This window comes from Brevibacterium sp. K11IcPPYGO002, assembly GCF_050920635.1.
In the GTDB taxonomy this organism is placed as follows: domain Bacteria; phylum Actinomycetota; class Actinomycetes; order Actinomycetales; family Brevibacteriaceae; genus Brevibacterium.
This window is the reverse complement of record NZ_CP131929.1, coordinates 323,760-341,987: the sequence shown is the minus strand read 5'-3', so window position 1 is coordinate 341,987 and position 18,228 is coordinate 323,760. Positions and strand designations below refer to the sequence as shown.

Sequence of the window (18,228 nt, the reverse complement as noted above, 5' to 3'; positions counted from 1 at the left end):
GGTATTGACCGCCATACTATACCTAGTCATATTATGACTATGACACGCGCATTGATCGTCGGAAGCGGGATCGCCGGACCCGCCGCCGCACTCGCCCTCGCCAAGGCCGGCATCGAAGCGGAGATCGTCGAACGTCATCCGCGTCCCGCCGATGAGGCCGGGGTCTTCTTCACGCTCGGCTCGAACGGTCTGGATGCACTCGCTGTACTCGATCTTCAGGAAGCCGTCCTTGCCCATGGGTTCGCGACTCCGGCGATCGAGCTGCGCAGCGGCACCGGCAGACCGCTGGGCCTGAGCCGGATCGGAACCACAGGGCCCGACGGGACGACCAGCCAGACGATGCGGCGAACCGACCTCTACGCCGTGTTCCGAGACCGCGCCGTCACCGAGGGCATCCCGATCACCTACGGCAGGGAACTCGTCTCCGCAGTCGACACCGACAACGGTGTTACGGCGACTTTCGGGGACGGCTCCACCGCAGAGGGGGACATCCTCGTCGGCTGCGATGGTGTGCACTCACGCACGAGGATGCTCATCGATCCGACGTCGCCGCCTCCGGTGAGCGCGGGGCTCATCAACTACGGCGGATACACTTCCGGCGTCGACGTGGAGACCGAACCCGGCACGTTCCGCATGATCTTCGGCGAGCGCGCCTTCTTCGGCTATGCGATGGCACCGGATCGGACGGTGTGGTGGTTCGTGAACGAACCCACCACGGTCACCTCGGCCGCCTCCCTCCCGGTGCGCAGCGAGGCCGAGCTGGCCACACACCTGAGCGGACTGTTCCGGAATGATTCCGGACCTGCCGCCGAGCTGATCACCGCAGGAAGCGACCTGGCCCGCCCCACGCTCACCTATCTGCTCCCCCATCTGCCGCGGTGGCAGAGAGGACGCATGATCGTGATCGGCGACGCCGCCCACGCCCCGTCACCGAGCTCGGGTCAGGGCGCCTCCCTCGCGATCGAGGATGCGCTCGTCCTCGCCCAATGTGTGCGCGACCTCGGCCCAACACGGACCGCCTTCGACAGGTTCGAGGCCATCCGCCGTCCACGCGTCGAGCGAATCGTCAAGGCCGCCGCACGCATCAACAGCAACAAGTCGGCCACCGGTTTCACTCGGCTCATTCGAGATGCCGTCCTCCCCATCATCCTCAGGCTCAGCGGCACCCGAGAGACCGATATGACCTACGGCCACCACATCGACTGGAACCAGCAGATCCGAGCCTAGGGCCACTGTCGTCAGCGTCATCTCCGTCCGGGGGCACAGCACGAACACGAAGCCATCATCGAAATCCGGCCCTGCGCGAGCCGCTTACCCCTCCGGGGCGGGGATGATCGGAAGCTCGGTGGTCACCTCATCCCGGGGAACCGCCTCGGTGCTGGTAGCGGTGTTGTCCACGGAATCGTCGGCGGGCATGCCGGTCAGCCGTTCGGGGCGAAGGATCTCGCCGAGCTCATTCCGCTCGAGCAGACCGTGCTCGACCACGAGATCGGCGATCGGTTCGTTCTTCGCCAGTGCTTCCTTCGCGAGCTTCGCGGCGGCAACGTAGCCGATGACCGGGGCGAGCGCGGTGATAACGGTGACCGAGCGGTCGACGGTGTCTTCGATGTGCGCCTCGTTGGCGGTGATGCCGTTGACGCAGTTGATGCGGAAGGTCTGGGCGGCGCGTTCGAGCCACGTGATCGACTGGAACAGCGAGTGGGCGATGATCGGTTCGAAGGCGTTGAGCTGCAGCTGTCCGCCTTCGACGGCCATCGACACGGTGACGTCGGCACCGGCCACGGAGTACGCGACCTGGGACACCGCCTCGGGGATGACGGGATTGACCTTGCCGGGCATGATCGACGATCCCGCCTGACGGGCCGGCAGGTTGATCTCGCCGATGCCGGCCTGCGGTCCCGAGGACAGCAGCCGCAGGTCGTTGGCGATCTTCGACATCTTCAGCGCACTGCGCTTGAGCGCACCCGAGAAGGTGATGAAGACGCCCGTGTCGGAGGTGGATTCGACGAGGTCGCCGGCCGTTTTCAGGTCGAGTCCGGTGATCTGCCGCAGGTGCTTGATGACCGCTTCCTTGTACCCGACCGGGGCGTTGATCGAGGTGCCGATGGCGGTGGCACCCATGTTCACCTCGCCGAGGAGGGCGACGGCTTCCTCGAGGCGTTCGACGTCCTCGCGCAGGGTGGTGGCGAAGGCGTTGAATTCCTGGCCGAGGGTCATCGGTACGGCGTCCTGCAGCTGGGTGCGCCCGACCTTGACGATGTAGGCGAACTCGCGGCCCTTCGCGGCGAAGGCATCGGCGAGGAGCGTGAGTTCACCGAGGAGGTTCTGCAGTGAGAACGCCAGCGCGATCTTGATCGCGGTCGGGTAGGTGTCGTTCGTCGACTGGCTGTGGTTCGTGTGGTCGTTGGGGTGGATGAACGCGTAGTCACCCTTGGAACGGCCGGCGATCTCGAGAGCACGGTTGGTGATGACCTCATTGGCATTCATGTTCGTCGAGGTGCCGGCTCCGCCCTGGACGACGCCGACGGCGAACTGGTCGTGGAGTTTGCCTGACTTGATCTCTTCGCAGGCGGCGTCGATGAGGTTCGCGCGCTGGTCGTCGAGCGCCCCGATCTCCGCGTTCGCCCGGGCCGCGGCCTGTTTGACGCAGGCGAAGGCGCGGACGAAATCGGGGTAGACGGAGATGGGGCGGCGGGCGATCGGGAAGTTCTCGTTCGCCCGGGCCGTGTGCACTCCCCAGTAGGCGGTATCGGGGATCTCGAGGCTGCCGATCGAGTCGGTCTCCGTGCGAGTGGGGAGATTCTGGCCGGTGGGGATCTGGCTCGTCGTCGACGAGTTGAGGGTAAGAGAGGCGGTGTTGGGGTCTGCGGAGGCGTTCGACTCAGTCATAGTGGTTTCAGATTCTCACATTTTCGATGCAGCCGACCATGACGGTCATGACACTGCCGCCGCTGTGAGCGGAGCATCCACCGGGGCGTAGTCGCGGTACATCCGCTGGATGCCGATCTGATCAGCCAGGTACTTCGCATCGTGCCAAACTCCCCAGATGAAGCTCGATCCACGCCGCGACAGCCACGGCAGACCGAGAAAATACACTCCGGGGACGGGCGAGACTCCGCGTGCATGAACCGGGTAACCGGACTCGTCCAGCACGTCCTCAACGTTGAGCCACGAATAGTCGACTCCGAACCCGGTCGCCCAGATCACCGTGCGAATGCCTGCCTCGGCTAGATCGAGTTCGAGGATCGGATTCACGACGCATTCCGGATCGGCTCCGAGCACATGAGCCTCGGGTTCAGGCGGCAGGTCGAGGCCATTGCGTTCGATGTATTCGTCGGCCGCGTTGAGCAGCGAGAGATAGTTCTCGTCACCATTGGCGATGTTCTTCTGCAGATCCGTCCCCAGAACGAGCCTTCCATCTGAGTACTCATTGGCCCGCCCGAGGAGCGTGATTCCGGAATCGGCCAGGTCCCGGAAGTCGACGGTATGTCCGCCTCCGGCACCGCTGACAGCAATAGTGACGTGTTCGGCTCCGGCAGGCGGCGTCACGAGATCCCACAGTCCGAGCACGCCCAGCCACCAGCAGAAATCGCGGCCACGGTAGGACCGGGGAGGACGATCATGGGGACCGACGGCGAGATGAACCGGACGGCCCGAGTTCTGAATCTCTGCGGCGATCTGAACGCCCGAAGACCCTGCTCCGACCACGAGGACTCCGCCGTCTTTGAGCTGGTCAGGGTTCTTGTACGAGCTCGAATGCATCTGGGTGAACCCTGCGTCTTCCGGAATGAGTCCGGGAATTCGCGGGGTCTGGAACGGACCGGTTGCCGACACCACGTAGTCGGCATCGATGACACCTGAGTCGGTGGTCACCCGGTAGCCTCGACTGCCGCTGTTCTCATCGACCGAGGTGACTGTCACACCGGTTCGCACTGGCAGGGCTTTGCGATCGACAAGTTTCTGAAAGTAGTCGGCAACCTCTGCCTTCGTGGCGAATCCATCAGGATCGGTCTCTTCGAATTCCTGTGTGGGGAAGCGATCGTGCCAGGCGGGCCCGTTGGCGACGAGGGAGTCCCATCGGCGGGAGCGCCAGGCTTCGGCGACCCGATCCTTCTCGAGGACGACATGGGCCACTCCCCGCTCGCTGAGATGCTCGCTCATCGCGATTCCGGCCTGGCCGCCGCCGATGACGACGACCTCGGTGGTTTCTGCGGCTGTGTTCGACATGGACACCCTTCCGTCGGTGCCGCGCTGCGGCGGCATGTGCTTCGTTGCTGGCGGGCACAACTTCGATGTTGCCCTGACGCCTTCCAGCAAACCGCAGGTGGAAGCGGCAATGCCAATAGTTCTTCACGGTCCACTGCATCTTATGAATAGATGCAGTAATCATTTGTCGATCACTTAGGAGTATCTAACGGAAACGCTCTCAGCCTGACTCGGGCGCCACCTCGGCGAGGATCTCACGGACGACCTCCGTCACGGCCGCGACCTTCGCCGTCTGCCCGGAACGGGCCAGGGTCGACACGGCCACGTGCAGGGTGGGCACCGGATCGGAGATCTCGAGGATCGTCGTCCGCTCTCCCGTGTAGGTCTGCCGGATCCGCGGACGCTGGTTGAGGATCGAGAAGCCGAGGCCCATGGCAACCATCGAGCGCACGGTCTCGTAGCTCGAGCTGCGGTAGCGCACCTGCGGCGTGATCCCGGCCAGGCGGAGCATGTTGAGGAAGTACTCGCGACTGTCCGGCAGGTCGAGGACGACGAAGGCATCGTCGGCGAGCTCGGACAGCGAGATCTTCTTCCGACGGGCCAGTCGGTGATCGGTGCCGACGATGACGTGCGGCCGGGCCTCGCCGACGATCTCGGCGCGGATGCCGTCGGATTCGGTGAGATCGTAGTTGAGCGCGAGTTCGACCCGCCCGCTGCGCAGCGCATCGATGCTCTCCTCGTGGTCTCCTTCGACGACCTCGACGGTCAGCTCCGGGTGACGTTCACCGAGCCGCTGGAGCAGCTGCGGCAGAAGGAAAGGCGCGATCGTCTGGAAGCAGGCGATGACGATGGTTCCGCGCACCTCACGCTGTCCGGCCTGGATCGAGTCGACGGCGTCGGTGATCCGCCCGAAGATCTCCCGGGTCTCGTGCAGCAGACTCTCGCCCGCCGAAGTGAGCACGAGCCCCTTCGAATGCTGTCGCACGAACAGCGGAGCCCCGAGGGCCTTCTCCAGTTGGTTGATCGCCGTGGACACGGCCGACTGAGCGATGTGCAGCTCCTGGCTGGCCTCGGTCATATTGAGCGTCTTCGCGCATTCGGCGAAGTACGACAGTTGGGTCAGCGTGATCGAGAATCTCTGCACCATTGCGGCTCCCTGAGACGAAGAATCTGTTTTGTAGATGCTCTGACTAAATTATAACTATTTCACAGATGAATGGAATGTCTCGAGAATGGGTGGCAGACAACGACCGCTTCACTCGACGAGGAGACACCGCCATGGCAGAGCCGACGCACACACGACTGAGGATGTTCAACACGAAGGACACCTATCCGGAACAGAACCTCGACAACGATCTCTGCCAGGCCGTCGTCGCCGGCGGTGTCGTCTACCTGCGCGGACAGATCGGCCAGGACCTCGAGACCCGGGAGTCTGTGGGCATCGGCGATGTCACCGCACAGGCTGAGAAGGCGATGGCGAACATCGCGATGCTCCTCGAAGAAGCCGGCAGCAGCCTCGCCGACATCGTCAAGGTCACCGTCTACATCATCGACCCCCGCTACCGCGAGGACGTCTACCGGACCATGGGCAAGTGGCTGAAGGGCGTCTTCCCCGTCTCGACCGGCATCGTCGTCCAGGCCCTGGCCCGTCCCGAGTGGCTCGTCGAGATCGACGCCACCGCCGTCATCAGCAACACCGCCGAGGCGGGACGTACCGAGGTGACCCAGTGACCTTCTCGCTCCTCCTCCACGACCCCGAGACCGGGGAGTTCGGCTCCGCGATCTCCTCGTCCTCACCGGCCGTCGCCGCCCGCTGCATCAGCCTGGCCGACGGCATCGGTGGGGTGAATTCCCAGAACATCACCGACCCGCGGCTCGGTCCGGCCATCATCGACGAGATGCGCACCGGCAAAGACGCAAAGTCGGCGCTCGACACCGTCGTCGCCGCTGCCGATCCGACCGCGATCGACTTTCGGCAGCTGCTCGTCATCGACGCCGCCGGGAATACGGCCGCACACTCGGGCGCACAGGCACTCGGCATATTCGGTGCCCGCACCGAAGCCCATGCCGTGGCCGGAGGCAATATGCTCGCGGACCTGACGGTCCTCGACGCCTTCATCGAGACCGCGCTGTCTGCCACAGGTCGCCTCGAGGAACGCCTCTTCGCAGCTTTCGAAGCAGCGATGGCCGCCGGCGGCGAAGCCGGCCCCGTCCACTCCGCCGGTCTGTCCGTCGTCAACGGCTCCGGTTGGCGGGTGACCGATCTGCGCGTCGACTGGGCCGATGAGGATCCGATCGGACAGCTGGGCCGCCTCCTCGAGATCTGGATGCCTCAGCGGGATGACTACATCACGCGCGGCCTCGACCCGGCCGCCTCACCGTCCTACGGCGTACCCGGTGACGACCGATGAACAATCCAACCGCAGTCAAGGATCGAATCGGCGCCCGGATCACCGAGATCGCGCCGAAGCTCATCACGCTGTCGAACTCCCTCCACGACGACCCCGAGCTCGGCTGGCAGGAGTTCCGCTCCTCGGCCGCCGTCGCCGGAGTTCTGGCCGATCACGGCTTCACCGTCGAACGCCCCTACCTCGGGCTCGAGACCGCCTTCCGCGCCACGTCTGGGACGGGAGAGTTCACCATCGGCTTCCTCGCCGAATACGACGCCCTGCCCGGCCTCGGCCACGCCTGCGGCCACAACCTCATCGCCGCCATGAGCGTCGGCGGGGCGATCGGCCTCGCCGAGGCGGCCACGGAGCTCGGCATCACCGTCGAGGTCATCGGGACCCCGGCCGAAGAGGGCGGCGGGGGCAAGATCGAACTGCTCGACCGCGGCGCCTTCACCGAACTCGACTTCGCTCTCATGGCCCACCCGGCGCCGGTCGACGTCGCCGAAGCCGAACCGTTCGCCGTCGCCCACTGGCACGTCGAATACACCGGTCGCGCCGCCCATGCCGCCGCATACCCCGAGCGCGGAATCAATGCCAACGACGCGTTCCTCATCGCCCAGGTGGCCCTCGGTCTGCTCCGTCAGCAGCTGCCGAAGACCGTGCGCGTCCACGGGGTGATGACGAATGGCGGAGAGGCGCCGAACGCGATTCCGGCCAAGACCGAGGGCCGCTGGTACGTGCGCGCCGAAACGACGGAGGAGCTGCTGGCCGTCGAGCAGAAGGTCATCAACTGCTTCGAGGCCGGGGCGCTGGCCACCGGTGCGCAGCTGTCCATCACCCCGGAGAGCCGCCGCTATTCGGAGATGCGCACCGATGAGGCAGCACTTGAGGCCTACCGCGCCAACGCCGAGGCTCTGGGCCGGGATTTCGACGTCGACCCCGTCGCCGCGACGATGAACCGCGCGTCGACGGACATGGGCAACGTCTCTCAGATCGTCGACGCCATCCACCCCTATATCGGTGTCGGCGGCGAGGCGAGCAACCATCAGGCGGCGTTCGCCGAGTCCTGCGTCGGCGAACGGGCCGAACGCACTCTCGTCGACGGCGCCACCGCTCTGGCCTGGACAGCCGCGGACGTCAGCGTCCAGCGCGGCTGAGCGACAGCCGCACCGCCAGCACAGCGCTGGCAACCACGATTCCAAAGGAGGATTCGGACATGTCAGGTGACACACAGGCCGCCGCGGGGCTGGCCTATCAGAAGGGTCTGCGCAAGAGCGTGGTCGCCGGCTCCATCGGCGTTCTCGTCCACTGGTTCGACTGGGCCGTCTACGCCTATATGGCCACGACGATCGCGTCGATCTTCTTCCCCGAGGAGGACAGCACTGCAGGACTGCTCGCCACCTTCGCGGTCTTCGCCGTCTCGTTCCTCGTCCGCCCGATCGGAGCGGTCATCTTCGGCCGCCTCGGCGACAAGCTCGGCCGCAAGCACACACTGTCGCTGGTCATCCTCGCCATGGCCCTGTCGACGCTCGCACTCGGAGTGCTGCCGACCTACGGAACCATCGGAGTGCTCGCCCCGATCCTCCTCATCGTCACCCGCATCGTGCAGGGGCTGGCCGCCGGCGGCGAGTTCGGCAGCGCCGCGGCGTTCCTCGGTGAGTTCTCTCCGCCGAAGCGCCGCGGCTTCGGCTGCAGCTGGCTCGAGGTGGGTTCGCTGGCCGGGTTCCTCTTGGCTTCCTTCGTCGTCTTCCTCCTCAACCAAGCACTGACGCCCGATCAGGTGAGTGCATGGGGCTGGAGAATCCCATTCCTCATCACGGTGCCTTTGGGCTTCATCGGCCTCTACATCCGCCGGAAGATCGAGGACACCCCGGAATTCGCGGCACTGCAGAAGATGGAGACCGTCGCCGAGGCGCCGCTGCGTGAGGTATTCAAACGCAATCCCAAGCAGTTCCTGCAGACCTGTGGCATGGAGACGTTCATGAACGTCACCTTCTATGTCGTCCTCGTCTACCTGCTCACGTATCAGGAGACGGCCGTCGGCATCGAACCAGGTCGGGCCGCACTGCTGTCGACCCTGGCTTCGGCGCTCGGGCTCGTCATCGTCCCCCTGGCGGGCCTCGCCTCGGACAGGTTCGGACGCAAGCCTGTGCTCATGACCGCGGCGATCGCGCTCACTGTGCTCTCGGTTCCGCTGTTCGTCCTCATGGGCGCCGACTATCCGTGGGCGTCGTTCGTCTCGACCTTCGGCCTGGCGTTCATCCTTGCGATCATCCTCGGCACCCACGCCGCCACCGTCGTCGAGCTCTTCCCGACCCGCACGAGGCAGACCGGACTGTCCATCGCCTATGCCCTGACTGCCGCACTCTTCGCCGGCACTGCGCCGTACATCCTCACCTGGCTCATCGATTCCACCGGCAGCACGCTCAGCCCCGGCTGGTTCCTCGCCGTCGTCGGCGTCATCGGCATCGTCACCGTCGCCTCACTGCCGGAGACACGCGGCATCGACCTGCTGCGCTCCGATGACCTCGAGGAATCATCGGCACCCTCGGCTCCCGAGGCGGCCGAGGTTGCCGAAGCGGCTGATGTTGCCGAGGCGGCCGCCCCGGTTGAGCGCCCCAGCCCCTCGCCTGTCGAGCCCTCCAGCGACCGCTGACCGCTGTCACTGCCCACTCGCTTCCGCATCACATTCGAAGGAGACTTTCCATGACCGCGACTCTGACCGATACCACGACCCGACCGACCACTGTGGCCGAGTGGCGCGCCGCCGCGGCGGCACTGACCATCGACGGACGTCCGGTCATCGACGGACGACGTGTCGACGCCCGCTCGGGCCAGACCCATGCGAAGACGAACCCGGCCACCGGTGAGGTGATCTCGCAGCTCCACCTCGGCGACGTCTCCGATGTCGACACGGCGGTGGCGAGCGCTCGCACCGCTTTCGATGCCGGCGACTGGTCGCGCGCCTCGGCGACCCATCGGCGTGAGGTGCTGCTGCGCCTGGCCGAGCTCATCGAAGCACGCTCAGACGAATTCGCGCTCCTCGACACCCTCGACATGGGCAAGCCGATCGGTGAGTCCTCGACGATCGACGCCCCGGGTGCCGCCGCCCTCTTCCGCTTCTACGGTGAGGCCATCGAAAAGCTCAGCGACGACATCCCGGTGACCCCGACCGGGTCCACGGCGCTCGTCACCCGCGAACCCCTCGGCGTCGTCGGGGTCATCGTGCCGTGGAACTACCCGCTCGAGATCGCGACCTGGAAGATCGCACCCGCACTGGCCGCCGGCAATGCCCTCGTCGTCAAGCCTCCGGTCGAAGCCTCGCATTCGATCCTGCTGCTCGCCGAGATCGCCGCCGAGGCGGGGCTGCCTGCCGGAATCCTCAACGTCGTGCCTGGTCGGGGCTCGGTCATCGGTGAGGCATTGGGCCGTCACATGGATGTCGACATGCTCGGCTTCACCGGGTCCACGGGAGTGGCCAAGGCCCTGCAGGTCTACGCCGGGGAGTCGAACTTGAAGCGCCTGGCGCTCGAGGCCGGCGGCAAGAGCGCGAATGTCATCTTCGCCGACACCGATGACCTCGCTGCCGCGGCTCGGAAGGCGGCGTTCGGCATCTTCTACAACCAGGGTGAGGTCTGCTCGGCCACCTCGCGGATCTTCGTCGAACGCCCCGTCTATGAGGAGTTCGTGCATCTGCTCGAAGAGGCGGCAGAGGACTTCCAGCCCGGGGATCCGCTCGACCCCGCCTCGGCGATCGGCTGCCTCGTGTCCGAGAAGCACGCCGATGAGGTATGGGAGTGCATCGAAGAGGCCCGCAGGGACGGCACCATCGTCCAGGGCGGCAACCGCCCGGCGATCAACGGCCGCCGTACCTTCATCGATCCGACGATCGTCACCGACCTGCCTGCCGATCACCGCCTGCACAGCCACGAGATCTTCGGACCGGTCGCCCTCGTCACTCCCTTCGACACCGAGGAGGAGGCGATCGCGAAAGCCAACGAAACGCCCTACGGTCTGGCCGCGGCCCTGTGGACGGGAAGCATGGCCCGGGCCCATCGAGTCTCCGCGCGGCTGGTTGCCGGCACTGTCTCGGTCAACACCGTCGACGCACTGGGTTTCACCACGCCCTTCGGCGGGTTCAAGCAGTCCGGCTTCGGCCGTGACCTCTCCGTCCACGCGCTGGAGAACTACTCGGACTTCAAGACCACCTGGCTGCAGTGGGGGTGATGCATCCTCGCTGCTGCGCGGCACACCGGCACTGAGGTTCATTCTCGGCGCGGTGAATCGGCATCTGCCCCAGCGCGGGGCAGTACCGGTTCACTGCGCCATTGTCGTCTCCACCAGTCTGCACCCTGTCAGCACTTCGGCATTGGCAATGATCATTCGAAAGATGTCGTCGACGTCGAGTGGGGTTCCGCCCATGAAGTGCAGACCGTATGCGTCTTCCATCGCCACGAGGTTGCTCGCCGCTGTGTCCACGGGCAGTGCCAGTGTGAAGACTCCCGCGTCGACGCCCTCGTTGAGGACTGCGACATAGAGCGAGACTTCGAGCCGGTACATCTCTGCCATGAGCCCTGCGTGGAAGGTATCCCTGTACGCGTGGATATGCAGCTCATTGAGCACTTGGAAGTCGACGTCGTCGCGTGAGCGCGGGATGCCGCTGCGAATGATCCGGGCGAGCCTGGTCGCCGGCGGCTCATCTGCGCTCCCCTGCTCGCGACGGTTCCAATAGAACCGCGACACCGCGTCCTCGTGTACTTCTCGCACGAGGTCTCCGAGGTCGGGATAGTAGTACGCCACCGATCCGGCGCCCAATTCTGAGTGCGCGGCCACGTCGATGGTTCGCAGCCCGTTGAGTCCGCGCTTCGCGATCGCCTGCTTCGCCGCCTGCACCAGCTGTGCTCGACGGCCCGCCTGATTCTTCGGTCTCGCCATGGGTCCATTATCTCTTGAAGTGATGCAGGCAAACGCGGATCGGTATGGCCGCACCTCTGTCAATCGACGCCTGTGCGTGCAATTCTTTACGGTGTAACTCAAAGAACTCTATCGGACGCCCACTCACAAGGAGGTGGATGGTGTCTTCCCTTGAACGCACGACCGCATACGCGGACGAACAGAAGCAGCATCTGAAGAAGACTCTCGGCCGGTTCGACATCGTGCTCATCGTCATGTCGGCGGTCTTGAGCATCGAAGTCCTCGCTGAGACCGCAGGATTCGGCGCGGAGACCTTCACGTGGACCCTTGTCCTCGCGATCTTCTTCCTCGTGCCCTACGCCCTCGTCTTCGCCGAGACCGGCAGCACCTTCGTCGGCGAGGGCGGAGCCTATATCTGGGTTCGCCAGGCCTTCGGACGTCCCGCAGGTGCGATCGCCTCGATACTCAGCTGGGTCACCCAGCCGGTATGGGTCGGCGGTTCGATGGCGTTCCTCGCTACCGGCACCTGGAACCAGTTCATCAGCCCGATCGAGACCGGATCGATCGGCGACTGGATCTTCAAGATCGTCTTCATCTGGATCACGGTGATCGCGGCGATCCTGTCGCTGGCGAAGGCGAAGTGGCTGCCCACGCTCGGCGGCGTGCTCAAGGTCATCTTCATCGCCTTCTTCCTCTTCACTACGATCATCTATGCCGTCCAGCACGGCGTTCAGCCCCTCCACCTCTCGGACTTCAGCCCCAGCCTCGGCGGTTTCCTCGGACTCGTCCCGCTGCTGCTCTTCTCCTACCTCGGGTTCGAGGCCTCGAACAGCGCCTCGGACGAGATGAAGAACCCGAAGAAGGACATCCCCGTCGCGATCGCACGCTCCGGTTTCATCTCCGCACTCTGCTATCTCCTGCCGGTCCTCGCCATGCTGCTCGTGTTGCCGACCGAGACGATCACCGGCATCGGAGGGCTCCTCGACGCCGTGCAGACGGTGTTCAACGTCTATGGGCCCGCTGCCGAAATCATGGTCGTGCTCGCGGCGCTGATGTTCGTCATCATCCTCGCCTCACAAGGCGCGGCCTGGATGATCATGAGCGATCGGATGCAGGCGCTGACTGCGGCCGACGGCGCATTCTTCGGAGGCTTCTTCGGCAAGATCTCCCGCACACTGGGCACCCCGGTCAACGTCAATCTGCTCTCGGGCACCGTCGCCACGATCTTCCTCATCGCGGCCATGCAGCTCAACGGTGATGCCGGTGCACTGTTCGGCGTCGTCCTCTCGATCTCCATCTCGACGTTCCTGCTCAGCTACCTGCTCATCATCCCTGCGGCCATCAAGCTGCGCTGGAAGCATCCCGGCATCGAACGCCCCTTCCGGGTGCCGGTCGGAAATGTCGGGTTCACCATCCTCGGCGGCATCGCCTTCCTCTGGATCCTGCTCGGATCCTGGGTCGCGATCTTCCCCGGCACGCTCGATCGGCTCTTCGGGCATGAATACAACTTCCTCGACGAATGGGGCGTCGATCAGGGACCGTTCACGGCTCTCACTCTCGGCACCCTCGGCGCACTCGCCGCGCTGGCTCTCATCGGTTACGTCCGTGGACACCGGGTCCGTGTCTTCCGCCCCACCCCGGCCGATCCTCAGGATCTGCTCGACGACCTCGACCCCGCTCTCGACAGCAAACTCGATACACAGAAAGGCATGTGAAGACCCATGACTGCACCGACAACGACTGCCACTGCAATACATCCGCTCGATCGCCTGACCGGCGAGGAGATCGAACTCAACCGGGCGATCATCGTCGACGCGGGCCACGTGAGCGAACAGACGCTCTTCGCCCTTGTCAGCCTCGTCGAACCGGATAAGCGCGACGTGATCTTCGACGCGACCGACATCGACCGTCGCGTGCGCTCGCTCATCATCGACCGCGGCACCGGGGAGCAGACGGAGCTCCTCGTGTCGCTGACCGCGCGCAGGGTGCTCTTCGCTCGAGTGCTCGATGTCGCGGCCGAAGGCCAAGCACCGATCACCATGACCGAATACGAAGAAGCCGAGCAGATGATCCGCAAAGACACGACGTGGCGGGCGGCCGTCGCGGCGCGCGGCATCACCGACGTCGAAACCGTGCGCATCTGCGCGCTCTCTGCCGGATGCTTCGACATTCCAGGCGAAGCGGGCCGCCGCCTCGTCCGTGGCTCGTCCTTCATCCAGTCGGACCCGCAGGACAATGCGTGGGCGCATCCGCTCGAGGGGCTCGTCGCCTACCTCGACCTCAACACGGGGGAGGTCGTCGAAGTCGTCGACACCGACATCGTGCCCGTGCCCCAGGAGCGCTTCGACTACCATCTCGACTCCTGGCTGCCCGAACCGCGGACGACGCAGAAGCCGATCGAGATCACCCAGCCCGGGGGAGCGAGCTTCACCCTCGACGGGGATGTCCTCGATTGGGAGAAGTGGCAGGTCCGACTCGGCTTCGATCCGGTCGAAGGGCTGGTGCTCCATCAGATCAGCTTCGATGACGAAGGCGAGCGCCGCCCCATCGTCTACCGCGCCTCGGTGGCGGAGATGGTCGTGCCCTACGGCGATCCCAGTCCGGTGCGCTTCTGGCAGAACTACTTCGACGCCGGCGAGTACTCGATGGGCAAGAACACGAACTCACTCGAACTCGGGTGCGACTGCCTCGGCGAGATCCACTACTCGGATGGCGTGCTCGCCGATGATCAGGGGCATGCGCACACGATCACGAACGCCATCTGCATCCACGAGGAGGATGCGGGGATCCTGTTCAAGCACACCGACGAGTTCACCGGCGCCGTCGACGTGCGCCGCAACCGCCGCCTCGTCATCTCCTTCTTCATCACCGTCGGCAACTACGACTACGGCTTCTACTGGTACCTCTACCTCGACGGCACGATCGAGCTCGAATGCAAGGCCACCGGCATCGTCTACACCGCGGCCTACGGTGACGAGACTCAGCGGCAGCGCTGGTCGTCACCGCTCGGCGACGAGGGGCTGGGCATGCCCTTCCACCAGCACATGTTCTGTGCCCGCCTCGACATGCAGGTCGACGGCATCGCCAATGCCGTCGATGAACAGGAAGCTGTACGCGTGCCCGTCGGCGAGGACAATCCCTACGGCAACGCTTTCACCCGCAAGCTCACGCGGCTCACTGCCGAGGGCGGTCGGACGGCCGATGGGGAGGCCGGCCGGGTCTGGCACATCGTCAATCCGGAGAAGAACAACCGACACGGGTTCCCTGTCGGCTATGAGCTGCGGGTACCGGATGAGCCGACGATGATGGCGGCCGAGGGGTCGTCGATCTCGAAGCGAGCCGGTTTCGGGTCGAAGCACATGTGGCTGACGCACTTCGATGCGGACGAACGGTTCCCATCAGGTACGTATCCGAATCAGAACCCGGGTGCCGGCACCATCAGGCAGTGGGTCGAGCAGCAGCGCCCGGTCGATGGCGACGACATCGTCGTCTGGGCGTCGTTCGCGATGACGCACTTCCCGCGTCCCGAGGACTGGCCGATCATGCCGGTCGACAAGCTCGGGTTCACAATGAAGCCCTATGGCTTCTTCGACAGGAATCCCGCGCTCGATGTGCCGCGCCCGAAGTCGGGTCACTGCGGCACCGGGGCCGGTCACTCCTGTGAGTGCGACTGAGGGGTATCCACGATGAGCAGCATGGCATCGTTCCTTATGGTCGCCTCGGGGATCCTGTGCCTGACCGGCGCTGTCGCGTCGAAGGGACGACCGGCCATCGTCGCCGCGACTGTGATGGTCCTTGCCATGATCGACCTGGCCTATGCAGCCCTGGTCCCGCCGGTCGTCTGGTCGGGGGCGCTGCTCTTCGCCGGGCTCTGCTTGGCCGTGTTCCTGCGAGCGTCGTCCAGGGCTCCTTCGCCGAGGCGGTCCCCCGCTCTCGTCACGAGTGGCGCAGGCGGCGTGTCGGGATCCGAGGACGGCCGGGCTGTTCGGTCATCGATCGCGTCTGACCGCTGCGTATCACGGGCGGATTCTCACTCGGGCCCGACGGCTGCGGTCCTCTCCGCCATCACCTATCCGGTGATGGCGTGGCAGGTCCTCAACCATGGGGCACACATGAGCGGTTCGACGCACGCCGGTGGCCATGAAGCTGGTGGCCATGGTCATCATGCCGGTGACATGTCGCTCATCAGCACATTTCTGACGGTGGCCGTCGTCGTCCTCGCCGTGCTCTTGGTGATCTGCGCTGTCCACGACATCGTCCGAAGACGCCCTCTGGTCTCACTCGACTGTTGGGGAATGGCCGCGATGATCGTGGTGATGCAGTTCCTTCACTGAGCGGAATCGTCACCGCCAGGATTCTTCACTGACCGGCAAAATAGAGATCCGAATGCGCCGCACAGCGTGGATTGAACTGCGCCGCGCATTCCGGGCATTCATCGGTTGCTTTGTAGGCGCTGATCGTCAGTTCGCTCCAGCAGTTCCCGCACAGGATCGCAGGACGATCCCACTGCTCGCGTGGCCACTGCTGTGCGGGATGGTCCGCCGTCTCCGAGTGGCACAGGTGGCAGGGATAGTAGCGGTCGCAGCAGGCGAAGCGGATCGCGATGATGTCGAGCTCGGTGGCGTAGTGGACGCACCTGGTGTGATCGTCGACGATCTTGCCATAGACCCGGACCTCGGACACCGCAGCTTCCCTTCTTCCCGCGCTCTATTCGCCGCACTTCCAGCCTAGCGGTCCTCGAGGTCCGTCCGAATAGATGGGACATCCACCTGTTGAAGATGATCCTTGACCTCCTCGAAGAATTCATTTGTTCATTCGCTGTGCAGGGCTTGGCCAACATCACGCGCGACTACCCGTTTGCGGCCCATCATGTGATCAAGAATTTCGCCGGCTTTGTACCACCCAGAGTTGCCTTTCCGGTCTGGGGGCTGTCGGCGCCAACATCAGTCACGAGATTGGCACCGCAGTTGCGGCACATCAGAGAGGTGCACGACGGTGGTGATTTTGCCAACCAAACGAAGAGAGTGGTGACTAGAGTCGACGTCCTCATATCACCTGGAACGAATACCTCAGTGGGACATTCGCCCGGGAGACTGGGTAGCTCCGTGTCTCAGTCGCGATGTGAATCAGACCGTGCGCAAAGTGCTCCCGACCAGCTCCACAGCATCGACGATCTCTTCACTGACGATCATTGAATGTATCGCCTCGATATCGCTGTGAACCGGTCGATCGTTCTTGAGCCTCGGAACTATCGCGCGAATCGAGTCGTAAGCAGCAGCCACGCCTCGACCGATGGAGTCAGAAGAAATGAACTCCACTGCCTGGCAAGCGCACAGAAGCTCGATGGCGATCACCTGAGAAACGTTCTCGACCACTTCCAGACTCTTGAGCGCGGAAGATGTGCCCATGCTCACGTGGTCCTCTTGACCTGCTGCCGACGGGATGGAATCCACTGAGGCAGGCTGTGCCAACCGCTTGTTATCAGAGACCAAGGCAGCAGCAGTGTACTGAGGAATCATGTACCCCGAATCAGTCCCCGGGTTCGGTGATAAGAATGGAGGAAGCCCACTGTGATGCGCAGATGTCAGCCTGAATGTTCGCCGCTCCGAAATACTGGACAGCTCTGTGAGAGCTATAGCGAGCAAGTCCAAAGCCATCGCCACTGACTCACCATGACAGTTCGACGACGACAGAGACATCTCGTCCTCAGTGAATACCAATGGGTTATCGGTCGCTGAGTTCATTTCGTCCTCGATCACAGACTTGACGAATCGAGTCATGTCCTTAGCAGCGCCGTGGACCTGCGGGATAGACCTCACGCTCAAAGCGTCTTGCACCTTGTCCTGCGAATTCGCTTCGCCCAAGCTGCTTCCCGCTAACATTGTTCGCAAATTCGCGGCTGTAGCTCCGACGCCCTTGTGCTTCTTCACCGCGCCTATGCGAGCGTCGAACGCGGTGAGATTCCCGCGAAGCCCCTCGACAGAGACGGCGCTTGAGATGTCGGCCGATTTCAGAAGCGACAGGGCATCATGGACGGCAAGCCCTCCGAGCGCAACCATGTCGCAGGTGCCGTTTAGCAGGCTCAGCCCCTCTTTCGCTTGCAAGGCAATCGGTCTCAGCCCTCGCCGTTCGAGTGCCTCGGCGCCAGGGAGCTCTGACCCGTCCACCCTGGCGACCCCTTCACCGATCAGAACAGACGCGATGTGAGCCTGGTACGACAGGTACCCGAGCGAGCCCTTTCGAGGGACTCGCGGTAATACATCCCCATTCAACATATTGAGAAGCAAGTCCACGACTTCTTCCCTGATCCCGGAGTACCCCAGCGATAGGTTCCTGACCATCATGGCCATTACGGCACGTGTTTCGTCCGCGGAGAGAGGCTCTCCCACTCCACTGGCGTGACTGCGGACAAGACTCAGCTGCAGCTGAGCAGATTCTTCGGGGCCGATTCGGATCTTACTGTTATCGCCGACACCGGTCGTAATTCCATAGACAATTGCGTTCTGGCGCAGCAGATCGTCGACGACTCGCCGGGACTCCCGAATCTCTCTGCGCGAATCGTCAGAAATGTACACATGGTGACGACGTCGGGCGATACGATGCAGGTCATCGACACCGAACCCATCTGGTCTGATGGTCACATATTCTTGCGAGTTGATTTCGTGCTCCTTCACTCAAAATGCCTTTACGACTGCTATGGGTATCACGACGAAAACGT

General features: G+C 64.0%; 15 protein-coding genes. 9 read left to right on the top strand and 6 right to left on the bottom strand.

Annotation, left to right across the window (positions count from 1 at the left end):
- Positions 1-39 precede the first annotated feature (39 nt).
- Positions 40-1,227, top strand: a complete 1,188-nt coding sequence (locus QYM46_RS01565) for an FAD-dependent monooxygenase (protein WP_432790497.1) — start codon at positions 40-42, stop codon at positions 1,225-1,227.
- An 84-nt stretch (positions 1,228-1,311) separates the two neighbouring features.
- Here QYM46_RS01565 and QYM46_RS01560 read toward each other — a convergent pair whose 3' ends face one another.
- From QYM46_RS01560 to QYM46_RS01550, 3 genes are all read right to left on the bottom strand, one after another.
- A complete protein-coding gene (locus QYM46_RS01560; RefSeq protein ID WP_432790495.1) occupies positions 1,312-2,889 on the bottom strand; it encodes an aspartate ammonia-lyase in 1,578 nt (525 codons plus the stop codon).
- A 45-nt stretch (positions 2,890-2,934) separates the two neighbouring features.
- The gene (locus QYM46_RS01555) at positions 2,935-4,227 is read right to left on the bottom strand and encodes a flavin-containing monooxygenase (RefSeq protein WP_432790493.1); all 1,293 of its coding nucleotides are present in this window, start codon (positions 4,225-4,227) and stop codon (positions 2,935-2,937) included.
- Between the two features lie 199 nt (positions 4,228-4,426).
- Positions 4,427-5,353: a LysR family transcriptional regulator gene (locus tag QYM46_RS01550; RefSeq protein ID WP_432790492.1), complete on the bottom strand. Its 927-nt coding sequence runs from the start codon at positions 5,351-5,353 to the stop codon at positions 4,427-4,429.
- Between the two features lie 131 nt (positions 5,354-5,484).
- Here QYM46_RS01550 and QYM46_RS01545 point away from each other — a divergent pair, with 131 nt between their 5' ends.
- Genes QYM46_RS01545 through QYM46_RS01525 form a run of 5 tightly spaced genes read left to right on the top strand, consistent with a single transcriptional unit; the run spans position 5,485 to position 10,823 of the window.
- Entirely contained in the window at positions 5,485-5,937 is a 453-nt protein-coding gene (locus QYM46_RS01545; protein WP_169251062.1) for a RidA family protein, read from the top strand.
- Positions 5,934-6,617 carry a DUF1028 domain-containing protein gene (locus tag QYM46_RS01540; protein ID WP_432790490.1) on the top strand — a complete coding sequence of 228 codons (684 nt, stop codon included), beginning with the start codon at positions 5,934-5,936 and terminating at the stop codon, positions 6,615-6,617. Before QYM46_RS01545 ends, QYM46_RS01540 begins: the two co-directional genes overlap by 4 nt.
- Positions 6,614-7,753: a M20 family metallopeptidase gene (locus QYM46_RS01535; RefSeq protein WP_432790488.1), complete on the top strand. Its 1,140-nt coding sequence runs from the start codon at positions 6,614-6,616 to the stop codon at positions 7,751-7,753. Before QYM46_RS01540 ends, QYM46_RS01535 begins: the two co-directional genes overlap by 4 nt.
- A 59-nt stretch (positions 7,754-7,812) precedes the next feature.
- Entirely contained in the window at positions 7,813-9,252 is a 1,440-nt protein-coding gene (locus tag QYM46_RS01530) for an MFS transporter (protein ID WP_432790486.1), read from the top strand.
- A 50-nt stretch (positions 9,253-9,302) separates the two neighbouring features.
- Positions 9,303-10,823, top strand: a complete 1,521-nt coding sequence (locus QYM46_RS01525; RefSeq protein WP_432790485.1) for an aldehyde dehydrogenase family protein — start codon at positions 9,303-9,305, stop codon at positions 10,821-10,823.
- A 90-nt stretch (positions 10,824-10,913) separates the two neighbouring features.
- Here the strand turns inward: QYM46_RS01525 and QYM46_RS01520 are convergent, their stop codons facing one another.
- On the bottom strand, positions 10,914-11,531 hold the full coding sequence (locus tag QYM46_RS01520) for a TetR/AcrR family transcriptional regulator (protein WP_432790483.1): 618 nt from the start codon (positions 11,529-11,531) through the stop codon (positions 10,914-10,916).
- A 137-nt stretch (positions 11,532-11,668) separates the two neighbouring features.
- Between QYM46_RS01520 and QYM46_RS01515 the strand changes: the two genes are divergently transcribed.
- The 3 genes from QYM46_RS01515 to QYM46_RS01505 are packed head-to-tail and all read left to right on the top strand — an operon-like array spanning position 11,669 to position 15,844.
- On the top strand, positions 11,669-13,225 hold the full coding sequence (locus QYM46_RS01515; protein ID WP_432790482.1) for an APC family permease: 1,557 nt from the start codon (positions 11,669-11,671) through the stop codon (positions 13,223-13,225).
- 6 nt (positions 13,226-13,231) lie between these two features.
- A complete protein-coding gene (locus QYM46_RS01510; RefSeq protein WP_432790480.1) occupies positions 13,232-15,184 on the top strand; it encodes a primary-amine oxidase in 1,953 nt (650 codons plus the stop codon).
- A gap of 21 nt (positions 15,185-15,205) precedes the next feature.
- On the top strand, positions 15,206-15,844 hold the full coding sequence (locus tag QYM46_RS01505; protein ID WP_432790478.1) for a hypothetical protein: 639 nt from the start codon (positions 15,206-15,208) through the stop codon (positions 15,842-15,844).
- 25 nt (positions 15,845-15,869) lie between these two features.
- On the opposite strand, the gene QYM46_RS01500 is transcribed toward QYM46_RS01505, so the two are convergent.
- Both QYM46_RS01500 and hutH read right to left on the bottom strand, forming a co-directional pair.
- A complete protein-coding gene (locus tag QYM46_RS01500; protein WP_432790476.1) occupies positions 15,870-16,193 on the bottom strand; it encodes a CHY zinc finger protein in 324 nt (107 codons plus the stop codon).
- Positions 16,194-16,636: 443 nt separating this feature from the next.
- Positions 16,637-18,184, bottom strand: a complete 1,548-nt coding sequence (gene hutH, locus QYM46_RS01495; protein ID WP_432790475.1) for a histidine ammonia-lyase — start codon at positions 18,182-18,184, stop codon at positions 16,637-16,639.
- Between the last annotated feature and the right edge of the window lie 44 nt (positions 18,185-18,228).

What these genes read in the sequence shown, in the direction of transcription:
- QYM46_RS01565 (WP_432790497.1), top strand. Translation starts at nt 40, where the DNA reads ATGACACGCGCATTGATCGTCGGAAGCGGGATCGCCGGACCCGCCGCC.
- QYM46_RS01560 (WP_432790495.1), bottom strand. Translation starts at nt 2,889, where the DNA reads ATGACTGAGTCGAACGCCTCCGCAGACCCCAACACCGCCTCTCTTACC.
- QYM46_RS01555 (WP_432790493.1), bottom strand. Translation starts at nt 4,227, where the DNA reads ATGTCGAACACAGCCGCAGAAACCACCGAGGTCGTCGTCATCGGCGGC.
- QYM46_RS01550 (WP_432790492.1), bottom strand. Translation starts at nt 5,353, where the DNA reads ATGGTGCAGAGATTCTCGATCACGCTGACCCAACTGTCGTACTTCGCC.
- QYM46_RS01545 (WP_169251062.1), top strand. Translation starts at nt 5,485, where the DNA reads ATGGCAGAGCCGACGCACACACGACTGAGGATGTTCAACACGAAGGAC.
- QYM46_RS01535 (WP_432790488.1), top strand. Translation starts at nt 6,614, where the DNA reads ATGAACAATCCAACCGCAGTCAAGGATCGAATCGGCGCCCGGATCACC.
- QYM46_RS01530 (WP_432790486.1), top strand. Translation starts at nt 7,813, where the DNA reads ATGTCAGGTGACACACAGGCCGCCGCGGGGCTGGCCTATCAGAAGGGT.
- QYM46_RS01525 (WP_432790485.1), top strand. Translation starts at nt 9,303, where the DNA reads ATGACCGCGACTCTGACCGATACCACGACCCGACCGACCACTGTGGCC.
- QYM46_RS01520 (WP_432790483.1), bottom strand. Translation starts at nt 11,531, where the DNA reads ATGGCGAGACCGAAGAATCAGGCGGGCCGTCGAGCACAGCTGGTGCAG.
- QYM46_RS01515 (WP_432790482.1), top strand. Translation starts at nt 11,669, where the DNA reads ATGGTGTCTTCCCTTGAACGCACGACCGCATACGCGGACGAACAGAAG.
- QYM46_RS01510 (WP_432790480.1), top strand. Translation starts at nt 13,232, where the DNA reads ATGACTGCACCGACAACGACTGCCACTGCAATACATCCGCTCGATCGC.
- QYM46_RS01505 (WP_432790478.1), top strand. Translation starts at nt 15,206, where the DNA reads ATGGCATCGTTCCTTATGGTCGCCTCGGGGATCCTGTGCCTGACCGGC.